A 13,238-nucleotide genomic window follows, 5' to 3' on the forward strand; every position below is an offset into this window, starting at 1 on the left:
TGCGCCACGACATACCAAGGAGAGCAGTTCATGGGACGTGCAGTCGGAATCGACCTCGGCACCACCAACTCGGCCGTCGCCGTGCTGACCGGTGGCGAGCCCGAGATCATCGCCAACGCCGAGGGTGGGCGCACCACCCCCTCCGTCGTCAGCTTCGCCAAGAACGGCGAGGTGCTCGTGGGTGAGGTCGCCAAGCGGCAGGCCGTCACCAACGTCGACCGAACCATCCGCTCCGTCAAGCGCCACATGGGCACCGACTGGAGCACCGAGATCGACGGCAAGAGCTACACCCCGCAGGAGATCAGCGCCCGCACGCTGATGAAGCTCAAGCGGGACGCCGAGTCCTACCTCGGCGAGGACGTCACCGACGCGGTCATCACCGTGCCGGCCTACTTCGACGACGCCGAGCGGCAGGCCACCAAGGACGCCGGTGAGATCGCGGGCCTCAACGTCCTGCGCATCGTCAACGAGCCGACTGCAGCGGCGCTCGCCTACGGCCTCGACAAGGGCAAGGAGGACGAGCTCATCCTCGTCTTCGACCTCGGTGGTGGCACCTTCGACGTGTCCCTCCTCGAGGTGGGCAAGGACGCCGACGACGGCTTCGCGACCATCCAGGTCAAGGCCACGCACGGTGACAACAAGCTCGGTGGTGACGACTGGGACCAGCGCATCATCGACCACCTGGTCACCACGGTGAAGAACCAGTCCGGCGTCGACCTCAGCAACGACAAGATCGCGCTGCAGCGGCTCAAGGACGCGGCCGAGCAGGCCAAGAAGGAGCTGAGCTCGAGCTCGAGCACCTCCATCAACCTGCAGTACCTCTCCATGGGTGAGAACGGCCCCATCCACCTGGACGAGACCCTCACCCGCGCGCAGTTCGAGCAGATGACCTCCGACCTCCTCGACCGGGTCAAGCAGCCCTTCGAGCAGGTCATCCAGGACGCCGGGATCAAGGTCGACCAGATCGACCACGTCGTCCTCGTCGGTGGCTCGACCCGTATGCCCGCCGTCGTCGACGTCGTCAAGAAGATGACCGGTGGCAAGGAGCCCAACAAGGGCGTCAACCCGGACGAGGTCGTCGCCGTCGGCGCCGCCCTGCAGGCCGGCGTCCTCAAGGGCGACCGCAAGGACGTGCTCCTCATCGACGTCACCCCGCTGAGCCTGGGCATCGAGACCCAGGGCGGGATCATGACGCGGCTCATCGAGCGCAACACCGCGATCCCGACCAAGCGCTCCGAGGTCTTCACCACGGCCAGCGACAACCAGCCGTCGGTGGGCATCCAGGTCTACCAGGGTGAGCGCGAGATCGCCGCGCACAACAAGCTGCTCGGCAACTTCGAGCTCACCGGCATCGCCCCGGCCCCCCGCGGCGTCCCGCAGATCGAGGTCACCTTCGACATCGACGCCAACGGCATCGTGCACGTGTCCGCCAAGGACCGTGGCACCGGCAAGGAGCAGTCGATGACGATCTCCGGTGGCTCCGCGCTGCCGAAGGACGAGATCGAGCGGATGATCAAGGACGCCGAGGCGCACGCCGAGGAGGACAAGGCTCGCCGCGAGGAGACCGAGACCCGCAACACGGCGGAGCAGCTGGTCTACTCGACCGAGAAGTTCCTCGCCGACTCCGGCGAGCAGGTGCCCGCGGACACCCGCGGCCCGGTCGACACCGCGCTGACCGACCTCAAGGACGCGCTCAAGGAGGACAGCGGCGCCAGCCTGGACGACATCAAGGCCAAGATGGAGGCCCTCTCCACCGAGAGCCAGAAGATGGGCTCGGCGATGTATGCCGCGCAGTCCGAGGGTGCGCAGGGTGACGCCGGTGCTGGTGCCGGCTTCCCCGGCGGCGCCGAGGGTGGCCCCGACGCCGGTGCCCAGCAGGGCTCCGACGAGGACGTGGTCGACGCCGAGGTCGTCGACGACGACGAGGACACCAAGTGACCGACCAGCCGCACGGCACCCACCCCGAGGGCGCTCCCGACGAGGAGCGCCCCGGGGCGGGCCCGGTCATCCGGGACAAGCGCCGCATCGACCCCGAGACGGGCAAGCTGCGGCAGACGACGGAAGGTGCAGGGTCCGTGACCGACGAGAAGGACGAGCAGGGCGCGCCCGAGCAGCAGGTGACGGAGGAGGGCCAGGCCCCCGAGGCCGGCCCCACCGCCGACGCCGCTGAGGGCGCCGAGAGCGACACCCACCCGGACACCCTCCTGGCCGCGGAGCGGCTGGAGGAGATGCGCCGAATGCAAGCGGAGTTCGTCAACTTCCGCAACCGCACCCAGCGCGAGCGGGAGGCCGACCGCGGCCGGGCGACCGGCGCCGTCGTCGAGGCGCTGCTGCCGGTGCTGGACGACGTGCACTCCGCCCGGGAGCACGGCGACATCGCCGAGGGCAGCCCGTTCGCGGCGATCGCCGACAAGCTGGAGCAGGCCCTGGGCCGCTTCGGCGTCGAGCGGGTCGGCGCGGTCGGCGACGTCTTCGACCCGACCGTCCACGAGGCGCTGATGCACCTGCCGGCCGATCAGGCCGATCTGCCCGAGGGCGCGACCGAGATGACGATCGTGCAGGTCATGCAGCCCGGCTTCAAGGTCGGCGACCAGGTCGTGCGCGCCGCGCGCGTCGCCGTCGCGGACCCGAGCTGACGGGCATACCCACGCAACATCGGGCACGAAGGAGGAGGTGAGCACCGATGGTGAACCAGGACTGGTTCGAGAAGGACTTCTACGCGATCCTCGGCGTCAGCAAGGACGTCGACGCCAAGGAGCTGAAGAAGACCTATCGCAAGCTGGCGCGGCAGCACCACCCGGACAACAACCCGGGCGACGCGGCCGCCGAGCAGCGCTTCAAGGACATCGGTGAGGCCTACGCGGTGCTCTCCGACGCCGAGCAGCGCAAGCAGTACGACGCCGTGCGCGCCATGGGCGGCGGGGCCCGCTTCACCGCGGGCTCCGGCGGCCCGGGCGGAGCCGGTGGCGGCTTCGAGGACGTCTTCGCGCAGATGTTCGGCGGTGCCGGTGGCGCCCAGAACGTTCGCTTCGGCCAGGGCGGTGCCGGCGGAATCGACTTGGAGGACCTGCTCGGTGCCTTCGGTGGCGCGGGCGGCTTCCAGCAGCAGGGCGGCCAGGGATTCCCGGGAGGGTTCCCGGGCGGCGCGCAGGGCTTCCCCGGCGGCGGTGGGTTCACCGGTCAGGGACGTGGCGGGGGTATGCCCCGCGGCCAGGACGTAGAGGCGTCCACCACGCTCGACTTCCGGTCGGCGGCGATGGGCGACACCGTCACCCTCTCCAAGCCCGACGGTGGGCGGATCACCACCCGGATCCCGGCCGGCGTCAAGGACGGCCAGCGGATCCGGCTCAAGGGCAAGGGCATGCCCGCGCCGATGCAGGGCGGCGAGCCCGGTGACATGTACCTCAAGGTCACCGTCACCCCGCACCCCGTCTTCGGCCGCGACGGCGACCACCTCACCCTCGACCTGCCCGTCACCTTCTCGGAGGCGGCGCTGGGGGCGACCGTGCGGGTGCCGACCCTCGACGGCAGCACCGTCAAGGTCAAGGTCGCGCCCGGCACGCCGTCGGGGCGGGTGCTGCGGGTCAAGGGCCGCGGCATCCAGACGACGAAGGGCACCGGCGACCTGCTCGCCAAGGTGCAGGTCATGGTCCCGCAGCGGCTGTCCGACGAGGCCCGGCAGGCCGTCGAGGCGCTGCGGGCCGAGGAGGGCGACAGCGACCCCCGTGCCGACCTGATCCGGCAGGCGCAGGGCTGAGCCGTGGTCGACCGCGACACCCCCGTCTACGTCATCTCGGTCGCCGCCGAGCTGGCCGGGATGCACGCCCAGACGCTGCGGCAGTACGACCGGCTCGGACTGGTCACGCCCTCGCGCACCCGGGGCGGGGGCCGTCGCTACTCCTCGCGGGACGTCGACCGGCTGCGCGAGGTGCAGCGGCTCTCCGCCGAGGGCGTGAGCCTCGCCGGCATCCAGCGCATCATGGAGCTGGAGGTGCAGGTCGAGGCGCTGCGCGACCGGGTCGCCCAGCTCCTTGCGGACAACGAGCGGCTGCACGACCACGCCGCGCAGGGCGGCCGGGTCTTTGCCGCCGACCTCGGGGGAGAGGTCGTCGCCGTGCGCGCTGGCCAGCGGCCGCCCGGCCGCGCGGGCACGACGGCGCTGGCGCTCTGGCGCCCGCAAGGGTGGCCCCGCGACTGAGCGCCCCGGCCCGGGCTGCCCTTTCCAGGAAGCCTTGCCGCTCGGGACCGACGTCGGGATAGCACGACCTGCATCGGCGAACTTCCCGATGGAGGTTCGCCTATGCCGTGGTCACTCCTGGGCCGGGGGACGCCCACGCTGGGGCCGCGCCCGCGCCACGGGTATGCCCGGGTTCCTCGCGCCGGTCGCACTGGGCACGGGCGGGTCAGGGTTTGTCCGTCACCCAAAGCCGGATCGTGCCCTCGATGACGACGGTCCCGTCGGCCAGCTGGCCGCGCACGCGGACCGGCAGGTCCGGGTCTCCGGAGGTCCACTGCGCAGCATCGGTCTGGGCGATGCAGGTGACGTCGCCGACAGCCTTGGCGAGATAGCTGACCTCCATCCCCTTGGGGATCCACCGCCGCCCTGCCGGGATGGTGGCCTCGGCGAGTGCCCCCATCGCCGCCTCCAGCCCGTTGCACAGCGCGATCGCGTGCACCGTCCCGAGGTGGTTGGTGACCCGACGCCGCTTGCGGATCACGACCTCGGCGCGGTGGGGCTCGATCCGGGTGAAGCGCGGACGGATCGTCGCGAAGTAGGGCGCCATCTGGCTGAACGCCAGGTCGAACAGGCGCGTTCCGACGACGGGGACCGCGCCGGCGCGGCGGTAGAGGGCGAGCACGTCGGGCATACCTCCCAGCCTAGGTGACCGGCCGGTAACCGCGCCGATCGCGGGACCGACGTCGGCATAGCAGAACCTTCATCGGCGAACCTCCTGATGAGGGTTCTGCTACCCCGTGGTCACTCCCGGCGGGAAGGAGGTATGCCGGCGGGGGAGGGGTTGCCGATGACGCGACAGGAGTGATGGGTCGGCCGGTCCCCACTTCAGCGACGTCGAGGGGGTTCCGCCTCAGGGTGCCGCCGCCAGGGCGTCCAGGATCAGGCGACGAATCCGCTCCGGGTGAGCCAGGTCTGTCCAGACGAGGCGCACCACGACGTAGCCGGCCCGCTGCAGGCGCAGCTCACGACGCTTCTCGTCTGCGAGGTCTTGCGCGGACGCATACTTCGTCATCCCGTCGAACTCCACCACCACCTTCGTCCCGGCGATGAGGAAGTCGACCCGGCCGATGAAAGCGCCCTGCTTGTCCCGGATCACGACCTGCGGCACGGGCGTGAAGCCCAGGCCCAGCATGATCAGGCGGGTGCGCGTCTCGCCTGGCGATTCGGTCCGCGCGTCCACCAGCTCGATGCTGCGCTCCAGCAGCGCGTGAGCGGGGTGGTTGGGCCTGGCCTCGCAGGCCGCGGTCAGCTCATCGACGGTGACCAGCTCGCGGTGAAGCGCAGCATCTGCCGCCATGACCGCGGCATCCCGGCCCAGCTCCTCGGCGACCCCCATGATGACGAAGCGTGGCTCGAGGAGCTCGATGCCGTGCCAGCTGGAGGACGAGGCACCGACGTAGCCCGTGTGGATTGTGTAGACGTCGTTCTTGCGGTGCTGACCGGTGCCGAGGCGGCACCCGTGGATCTGGTCCGGCAGCGCGGGCACCGGCAGCTCGAGCGCCAGCGCGGCGCTCAGGTGGCTGAGGGCGACGCCTGCCGGCCAGGTCCGGGCCACGGCCGTGGCCTGGAGGACGTGGCGTTCGCGGGGCGAGGCCATGGCGTCGGCCTGGTGGTCGACGAAGGCGGATCTCCCGACACGCAACAGGATCTGGTGACGCTGCAGCAGCGCGATCCGCGCCGTCCCCAGGCCGAGGGCGCGCAGGTCCGGCGTCGTCACCGTCCCGTGGCCCAGGCTGAGCAGGTGCCGTAGCGAGGCCAGCTCGGCCGGCGGGATCGGGAGCTCGGGGGTGGGATCAGGCATACCGTGACTGTGCCCCTGCGGGGCGGTCGCCCGCAGATCCTGTCCACAGGCCCGACGAGAGCCCGGACCAACGTCGGCATAGCAGAACCTTCATCGGCGAACTTCCCGATGAAGGTCCTGCTATCCCGTGGTCACTCTCCGGTTCGGGGGGGGAATGGGGGAGGGGAGGCTGGGGAGGGCCAGGTATGCCCGCCCGGCCGCTACTTCACCTCGCGGCGCGCCACCCGCCACAGGCCCACGGCCAGCGGGATGAGGACCCACCAGATCGAGGTGACACCGAGCTGGGCCCACTGCTCGCCCGTGGGCGCGGCGTCGACCGCCATGAACGGCATCTGCGCGATGGTCTGGTCGATCCAGGCCGCGCGCTCGCTGATCCAGGTGACCGTCGCCGCCAGCAGGTTCATGATGACCGGCAGCACGAAGAACCCGGCGATGGCCAGCGGCACGTTGAGGAAGAGCGCCCCGAAGCCCACACCCATGAGCACGTAGATCACCTGGAGCACCACGGCGCCGAGGTAGACGTGACCCGGCACGCCGAGGTCGATGTCGCCGCCGGCGATGCTCGCGGAGATGACGTGGGCCAGGGCGGCCAGCCCGAAGGTTATCGCCACGACGACCAGCCCGAGGGCGACGGCCGCGAGCGCCTTGGCGACCATGACCCGCATGCGCCGCGGCTCCTGGGTGAAGGTCACCAGCGCCGTGCGCTGGCTCCACTCCGAGGCCGCCGTGAGGATGCCCAGCACCGGCAGCAGCACTGCCTGCGGCGTCACCGCGGTCGCCAGCAGCGTGGCGTAGGCCGCGCCCGACTCGCGCCCGAACCACATCACCAGACCCATCGCCAGCACGGTCAGCGCGACGATGACGACGAGCAGCCACCGCCCGGCGCGGGTGTCGACGGTCTTGCGCAGCTCGGCCTGGAAGAGCCGGGCGAAGGAGAGCCCGGGTCCGGTGGGCTCCGGTCCCTGGTGTGCCGTCCCGCTCGCCCCCGAGGCCCCGCCCGGTCGGGCGTCGGTCGGGTCGTGGGTGGTCGCGGCCGTGCCGGTCGCCGTGGAAGTGGTCATGGTCTGGTCCCCGTCCTCGATGCTGGTGGTTGCTGAGTGCCCGGTCGAGGTGCTCATGCCGCGACCTCGCGGGCGTCGTCGGCGGTGAGGCTGAGGAACATCTCCTCCAGGCCGCCGCCGGCCGCGCCGAGGTCGGTGATGACGAGCCCCTCGGCCAGCGCGAGCTCACCGATCTGCGCGGTCTGCGCGGTCGCGGTGAAGCCGCCGCGCGGGCGGGCGACCGGCGCGAAGCCGGCCCGCTCGAGCGCCGCGTGCAGCGCGGCCCGGTCAGTCGCGTCCACGACCACCCCGGCCTCGGCGAGCAGCTCGTCCTTGGCGCCCTGCGCCACGATCCGGCCGCGACCGATGAGCACGAGGTCGTCGGCGACCTGCTCCACCTCGGACAGCAGGTGCGAGCTGAGCAGCACGGTGCCGCCGTCGCGGGCATACCCGCGCAGCAGCTCGCGCATCCAGTGGATGCCGCCCGGGTCCAGGCCGTTGGCGGGCTCGTCAAGGATGAGCACGCCCGGGTCGCCGACGAGCGCGGCCCCCAGGCCGAGACGCTGCCGCATCCCCAGGCTGTAGTTGCCGACGCGGCGCTCCGCCTCGCGGCTGGACAGGCCGACCCGGTCCAGCACCTCGTCGACCTTGCCGCGGCCGGCCCCCACGAGGATCGCCGCGAGGGTCAGCACCTCGCGGCCGGTCCGCCCGGCGTGCTGCGCGCTGGCGTCGATCATGACGCCGACGTGCGTCGTGGGGTTGGGCAGCGCCCGGTAGGGGCGGCCCAGGATGTGCGCGGTGCCCGAGGTGGCGGGGGTGAGCCCGCACATCATCCGCATCGCTGTGGACTTGCCGGCGCCGTTGGGGCCGAGGAAGCCGGTGACGCGGCCAGGCCGCGCGGTGAAGGTGACGTCGTCGACGGCGGTGAAGCTGCCGTAGCGCTTGGTGAGGTTCTCGATCTGGATCATGCGTCCAGCCTGCCGTCCGGTGGCACGGGCGGGCATCGGTCCCAGGTCTCGGTCGAGCACGACCACGGTCTCGTCCGATCGGGCTCCGTCTCCGACCAAGGTAGGGGGTGGTCCCGCCGGTGGACGGGTGCCCCGGTGCGGCGGCGCGGCCTATCGTCACAGGTATGCCCCCCAGCCTGCCCTCCGACCGGGTCCACGCCGACCCGTCGGACCCCGCGGTCGACCCGCCCGACCTGCGTCCGTGGCAGCAGGCCTGGCGGCTGGGCACGGTCTGGCTGCTCGGTGGGCTGCTGTGGCTCGTCGTCTTCGGGCTGTCGCCCGCGGGCCAGGGCGACCTAGAGCGGACGGGAGCGGTCGACGTCCTGCTCGTGCTCGACCTGCTGGTCGGGCAGCTCTGCGTGCTGCTCGTGGCCTTCCGCCGTCGCCGCCCGGCCACCGTCGCGGTGGTGGTCACGCTGCTCAGCGCGGTCTCCGCCTGGGGCGCCCCGGCAGCCCTGCTCGCCGTCCTGTCGTTGGCCACCCGTCGCCGGCTCCCCCCGTTGCTGGTCGTCCTAGCGCTCAACGCCCTCATCAGCCTGACCTACGACACGCTCGTCGCGCCGACGTTGCTGCCTGACGACCCGGCCTACGCCGACGGTGGCTCCCTGTGGCAGGTCGGCATCAACACCCTCGTCGTCCTGCTGGTCTTCTGCATCGTCGGGCTCATCGGGTGGAACATCGGTGGTCGCAGACAGCTGATCGCGAGCTGGCGCTCGCAGGCGGAGACCGCGCGCCGGGAGCAGGCCGCGCGGGTGTCGCAGGCCCGCCTGGCGGAGCGGGCCCGCATCGCGCGGGAGATGCACGACGTCATGGGTCATCGGCTGTCGCTGGTCGCGATGCATGCGGGTGCCCTCGCGCACCGGCCCGACCTCAGCGATGAGGAGCGTCGGGCCAGCGCCGAGATCGTCCGGGACGGGGCGCACCAGGCGCTGCAGGAGCTGCGTGACGTCCTGGGTGTGCTGCGGGCCGAGGAGGATCCGGACCCACTCGAGACCGGCCAGGTCGAGGCGCCGCAGCCGACCCTGACGGCGCTGCCGTCCCTCGTGGCCGAGGCGACGAGCAGAGGGCAGGAGGTGCTGCTCGAGGCCGACCCCGACCTGTGGTCCCGCTCCGTCCACCTGTCCGACCTGGTCGGACGCCACGCCTACCGCGTCGTGCAGGAAGCGCTGACCAACGCCCGCAAGCATGCTCCCGACTCCGTCGCACGGGTCCGGGTTGCCGGGTCGGAGGAGGACGGGCTCGAGGTGGTCGTCCGCAACGCGGTCGGCCCGACCGGAGGCTCGGCGCCGTCCTCGGGGATGGGCCTGCCGGGCATGGCCGAGCGGGTGCACCTCGCCGACGGCCGCTTCGAGGCCGGGGTCGAGGCGGGCGAGTTCGTCGTGCGAGTCTGGCTCCCGTGGCAGCAGGAGGGACAGGGATGACGGAGACGGCGGGGAGGCGCACCCGGGTGGTGCTCGTCGACGACGACCCGCTGGTGCGGGCGGGGCTGCGGATGCTGCTCGGCGGCCCGGACGGGGTGGACGTCGTCGCTGAGGGGGAGGACGGCGACCAGGCCGTCGAGCTGGTCGGCCGGCACCGGCCCGACGTGCTCCTCTTGGACATCCGGATGTCGCGGGTGGACGGGCTGAGCGCGGCCCGTGACGTCCTGGCCACGTGGCCGGAGGCCAAGGTCCTGGTCCTGACCACCTTCGACGCCGACGAGCTGGTGCTGGGGGCGCTGCGGGCCGGGGCACGCGGCTTCGTCCTCAAGGACACCCCGCCGGAGCGGCTCGTCGCCGCGGTGCACGAGGTCGCCTCCGGCGACCATGCGCTCTCGCCGTCGGTGACGGCCCTCCTGGTCCGGGAGGTCAGCGGCGCCACCGCCGCCCCGGACGACCGGGGTGACCGCGCCCGGGCGCAGCTCGACCGGCTCACCGAGCGTGAGGTCGAGGTGGCCCGCGCGGTGGCCCAGGGCGGCTCCAACGCCGACATCTCGCGCGAGCTCTACCTCGGCGTGCCGACGGTCAAGGCGCACGTCTCCAGCATCCTGGCCAAGCTGGGCCTGACCAACCGGGTCCAGGTCGCGCTGCTCGTCCACGACGCCGAGCACTGAGCCGGGCGCAGCTCAGCGGGTCGGGCCCGCCGGCACGGTGCTCGGGACCACGTGTGACGAGCCGCCGCGCGAACCGCGTCAGCGAAGGGTAAGGACTCGCGCCGGCGCGAGCGCATACGCTCGCCGTGTGGGCACGGTGCTGGTGGTCGAGGACGAGGCGACGGTGCGGGAGGTCGTCTGTGCCTACCTGCACCGGGCCGGGCTGCCCACGCACGAGGCGGCGGACGGGCTGGTCGCGGTGCGCGCCTTCCCGGACGTGCGGCCCGACCTGGTCGTGCTCGATCTCATGATCCCCGGGATCGACGGCTTCGAGGTGCTGCGCCGGTGCGACCTGGCGAGCGTGTCGGGGTCGTGCTCACCGGCGGCAACGTCGACCTCTCGCGGTATGCCCAGCTCCTGGGTGTCGACGACGGGTCAGCACGAGATCCGTCAAGTAAAACAGGTAAAACAGTCTTGGCGTGGTACAACAGATCAAACAGCAGCAGGACCGACGAGAGGTGAGACGCATGCCGCGTCGCGGCAACCCCTTCCGACCGAGCTTCGGAGCCAGCCCGCGGGTGCTGGCCGGGCGTGGTGACCTGGTGGAGGAGTTCGACACGGCCCTCGACGAGGGCCCCGGGTCGCCCATGCGCTCGGTCCTGCTGAGCGGGCCCCGCGGGATGGGCAAGACCGTGGTGCTCAACGAGCTGGAGGACCGCGCGCGAGCGCGAGGGTGGCACGTCATCCGGCTCCCCGAAGGCCCGGGGCTGCTGGTCGAGCTGGAGCGCAGCGTGCTGCCGGCGCTGCTCGCCGAGCACGACCCTGCCGCGGAGCAGCGCCGGGTCACCGGGGGTGGGATCAGCGCGGTGGGCTCGCTGACCACGGAGACCACCGACACCTACCCGGTCGACCAGAGCGTGAGCACCATGCTCGCTCGCCTCGTGCAGATCGCCGAATCGCACGGGAGCGGCGTGCTCCTCACGCTGGACGAGGTGCAGGCCGCGCCGATCGAGGACGTGGCCCGGCTGGCCTCGGCCTACCAGCACCTGGTCCGGGACGAGCGGGAGGTCGCCTTCGTCGGCGCGGGGCTGCCCTCGGGCATCGGGACGCTGCTAGACCAGCACGGCTCGACCTTCCTGCGGCGGGCCGAGCGGGTCGACCTGGGGCCGCTGCGCGAGGAGGAGGTGCGCGATGCCGCGGTGCAGACCGTGCGCACGGCCGGGCGGGTGATCAGCGCGGAGGCGACCGAGCGGCTCGGTGCCATCGCCCACGGCTACCCCTACCTCCTGCAGCTCGTGGGATACCAGGCCTGGCGCGCGGCGGGCGACGCCGAGGTCATCACCCACGGCGACGTGGAGGGCACCCTGCCGGTGGTCGTGGACCGCATGAGCCGGTTGGTCCACACCCCGGCGCTGCGCGGGGTCCCGCAGGGCCAGCTGGACTACCTGGAAGCGATGGCGCTCGACGACGGTCCCTCGTCGACCGGGGAGGTCGCGGAGCGGCTCGGCGTCAGCAAGCAGCACGGGGGAGTCATCCGCGGCCGCCTCATGGACCGGGAGCTCATCGTGCCGGCCGGGCACGGCCTCGTGGACGTGGCCCTGCCCTACCTCCGCGAGCACCTGAGGCGCCGGTGAGCGCCGCGACGCACGAGCGGGTCCGCATCCCGTCCGAGATCTGGATCCTCGTCGGCGCCTCCTTCGTCATCGCCGTCGGCTTCGGGCTGGTCTCGCCCGTGCTCCCCGGCTTCGCCCGGTCCTTCGACGTCGGCGCCACCGCCGCGACGATCGTGGTCTCCGCCTTCGCCTTCTGCCGCCTGGTCTTCGCGCCCGCCGGTGGTCGCCTGGTCCAGCGGCTGGGGGAGCGGCCGGTCTACCTCACCGGGCTGCTCGTCGTCGCCGTCTCCTCCTTGGCGACGGCCTTCGCGCAGACCTACTGGCAGCTGCTCGTCTTCCGCGGGCTCGGCGGCCTCGGCTCGACCATGTTCACCATCTCGGCGATCGCGCTGGTCGTCCGGCTGGCGCCGCCGTCGATCCGGGGTCGGGTGTCCTCGCTGTGGGGCAGCTCCTTCATCATCGGCAGCATGGTGGGGCCGGTCATCGGCGGCCTCATCGCCGGGTGGGGGATGCGCGTGCCCTTCGTCGTGTATGCCGTCGCCCTCGTCCTCGCCGCTCTCGTGGTCGGCGTCGGGCTGGGCGGCGCACGGCTGCGCCCACCGCCGGGGGAGGCCGACCGCCCCGTGCTGACGGTGCGGGAGGCGCTGGGGGACCGGGCATACCGGGCGGCGCTGGCGTGCGGCGTCGCCAACGGGTGGGCCAACCTCGGTGTCCGGATGGCGGTCATCCCGCTGCTCGCCGCCGCCGTCCGCGACGAGACCTGGGTGGCGGGCGCGACGCTGACCACCGCCGCCCTCGGCACCGCCGTCACGCTGCAAATCACCGGACGGCTCGCCGACCGGATCGGTCGTCGCCCGCTCATCATCGCGGGCATGACCACCTCTGCGCTGTCGCTCGGCATGCTCGGGCTGAGCCTGCTACCCGGGCTGGGGCAGGCGTCGTCGCTGGCCGTGCTGCTGGGGCTGAGCCTGGTCTCCGGGGTGGGAGCAGGCTTCGTCAACCCGGCGCAGCAGGCGGCGCTGGCCGACATCGTCGGTCAGGAGCGCAAGGGCGGCACGGTGCTGTCGACCTACCAGATGGCCACCGACGTCGGGGTGATCGTCGGACCCGTCCTGACCGGCCTGGTCGTCGACCTCGTCGGCTTCGGCACGGCCCTGGCGACGACCGGCGCCGTCAGCCTGCTGGGGGCGTTGGTCTGGCTCCGCGCCCCCGAGACGCTGGCCCGGACATCCGCCCCGCCCCCTCGGGAGTGATCACGGCCCAGCACAACCCTCATCGGCAGACTTCCCGATGAGGGTGGTGCTAGGGCGACGTCGGTCCTCGATCGGGGCGAGCGGCCCAGTCGCTCGCCAGCAGCCCCATGACGTGGCAGTCGACCCAGCCGTCGGCATACCGCAACGCCTCCCGCTGGGTGCCCTCGAGCACGAAGCCGACCTTCTCGTAGACCCGCCGTGCCCGCGGGTTGCAGG

At 72.3% G+C, this 13,238-nt stretch carries 14 protein-coding genes; 9 read left to right on the forward strand and 5 right to left on the reverse strand.

What is annotated here, in order from left to right:
• The first annotated feature begins 30 nt into the window (after positions 1-30).
• Genes dnaK through BJF86_RS01245 form a run of 4 tightly spaced genes read left to right on the forward strand, consistent with a single transcriptional unit; the run spans position 31 to position 4,198 of the window.
• The gene (dnaK, locus tag BJF86_RS01230; protein WP_075816641.1) at positions 31-1,938 is read left to right on the forward strand and encodes a molecular chaperone DnaK; all 1,908 of its coding nucleotides are present in this window, start codon (positions 31-33) and stop codon (positions 1,936-1,938) included.
• The gene (locus BJF86_RS01235; protein ID WP_075816642.1) at positions 1,935-2,636 is read left to right on the forward strand and encodes a nucleotide exchange factor GrpE; all 702 of its coding nucleotides are present in this window, start codon (positions 1,935-1,937) and stop codon (positions 2,634-2,636) included. Before dnaK ends, BJF86_RS01235 begins: the two co-directional genes overlap by 4 nt.
• A 47-nt stretch (positions 2,637-2,683) precedes the next feature.
• A complete protein-coding gene (locus BJF86_RS01240; RefSeq protein ID WP_075816643.1) occupies positions 2,684-3,757 on the forward strand; it encodes a DnaJ C-terminal domain-containing protein in 1,074 nt (357 codons plus the stop codon).
• A gap of 3 nt (positions 3,758-3,760) precedes the next feature.
• Positions 3,761-4,198, forward strand: a complete 438-nt coding sequence (locus BJF86_RS01245; RefSeq protein ID WP_075816644.1) for a heat shock protein transcriptional repressor HspR — start codon at positions 3,761-3,763, stop codon at positions 4,196-4,198.
• Positions 4,199-4,403: 205 nt separating this feature from the next.
• Here BJF86_RS01245 and BJF86_RS01250 read toward each other — a convergent pair whose 3' ends face one another.
• The 4 genes from BJF86_RS01250 to BJF86_RS01265 all read right to left on the reverse strand — a co-directional run bounded on the left by BJF86_RS01250 (position 4,404) and on the right by BJF86_RS01265 (position 8,046).
• Positions 4,404-4,868 carry a hotdog fold domain-containing protein gene (locus tag BJF86_RS01250; RefSeq protein ID WP_075816645.1) on the reverse strand — a complete coding sequence of 155 codons (465 nt, stop codon included), beginning with the start codon at positions 4,866-4,868 and terminating at the stop codon, positions 4,404-4,406.
• A 219-nt stretch (positions 4,869-5,087) separates the two neighbouring features.
• On the reverse strand, positions 5,088-6,038 hold the full coding sequence (locus BJF86_RS01255; protein WP_075816646.1) for a type IV toxin-antitoxin system AbiEi family antitoxin domain-containing protein: 951 nt from the start codon (positions 6,036-6,038) through the stop codon (positions 5,088-5,090).
• Between the two features lie 200 nt (positions 6,039-6,238).
• Positions 6,239-7,156, reverse strand: coding sequence for an ABC transporter permease (locus BJF86_RS01260; protein WP_075816647.1), 918 nt, complete (start codon positions 7,154-7,156; stop codon positions 6,239-6,241).
• Positions 7,153-8,046 carry an ABC transporter ATP-binding protein gene (locus BJF86_RS01265; RefSeq protein ID WP_075816689.1) on the reverse strand — a complete coding sequence of 298 codons (894 nt, stop codon included), beginning with the start codon at positions 8,044-8,046 and terminating at the stop codon, positions 7,153-7,155. Before BJF86_RS01265 ends, BJF86_RS01260 begins: the two co-directional genes overlap by 4 nt.
• Positions 8,047-8,210: 164 nt before the next feature.
• On the opposite strand from BJF86_RS01265, the gene BJF86_RS01270 reads away from it, so the two are divergent.
• The 5 genes from BJF86_RS01270 to BJF86_RS01290 all read left to right on the forward strand — a co-directional run bounded on the left by BJF86_RS01270 (position 8,211) and on the right by BJF86_RS01290 (position 13,022).
• Positions 8,211-9,506, forward strand: a complete 1,296-nt coding sequence (locus tag BJF86_RS01270) for a sensor histidine kinase (protein ID WP_075816648.1) — start codon at positions 8,211-8,213, stop codon at positions 9,504-9,506.
• A complete protein-coding gene (locus BJF86_RS01275; RefSeq protein WP_075816649.1) occupies positions 9,503-10,177 on the forward strand; it encodes a response regulator in 675 nt (224 codons plus the stop codon). The genes BJF86_RS01270 and BJF86_RS01275 overlap by 4 nt, the downstream gene beginning before the upstream one ends.
• A 127-nt stretch (positions 10,178-10,304) precedes the next feature.
• Positions 10,305-10,754 carry a response regulator transcription factor gene (locus tag BJF86_RS18500; protein ID WP_075816650.1) on the forward strand — a complete coding sequence of 150 codons (450 nt, stop codon included), beginning with the start codon at positions 10,305-10,307 and terminating at the stop codon, positions 10,752-10,754.
• Positions 10,684-11,790, forward strand: a complete 1,107-nt coding sequence (locus BJF86_RS01285) for an ATP-binding protein (RefSeq protein ID WP_075812055.1) — start codon at positions 10,684-10,686, stop codon at positions 11,788-11,790. Before BJF86_RS18500 ends, BJF86_RS01285 begins: the two co-directional genes overlap by 71 nt.
• Complete coding sequence (locus BJF86_RS01290; RefSeq protein WP_075816651.1) at positions 11,787-13,022, forward strand: MFS transporter; 1,236 nt, start codon at positions 11,787-11,789, stop codon at positions 13,020-13,022. Before BJF86_RS01285 ends, BJF86_RS01290 begins: the two co-directional genes overlap by 4 nt.
• A 49-nt stretch (positions 13,023-13,071) precedes the next feature.
• Here BJF86_RS01290 and BJF86_RS19255 read toward each other — a convergent pair whose 3' ends face one another.
• On the reverse strand, positions 13,072-13,194 hold the full coding sequence (locus BJF86_RS19255) for a hypothetical protein (protein ID WP_269087244.1): 123 nt from the start codon (positions 13,192-13,194) through the stop codon (positions 13,072-13,074).
• Positions 13,195-13,238: the final 44 nt, after the last annotated feature.

This window comes from Serinicoccus sp. CNJ-927, from assembly GCF_001942435.1.
Lineage (GTDB): Bacteria > Actinomycetota > Actinomycetes > Actinomycetales > Dermatophilaceae > Ornithinicoccus > Ornithinicoccus marinus.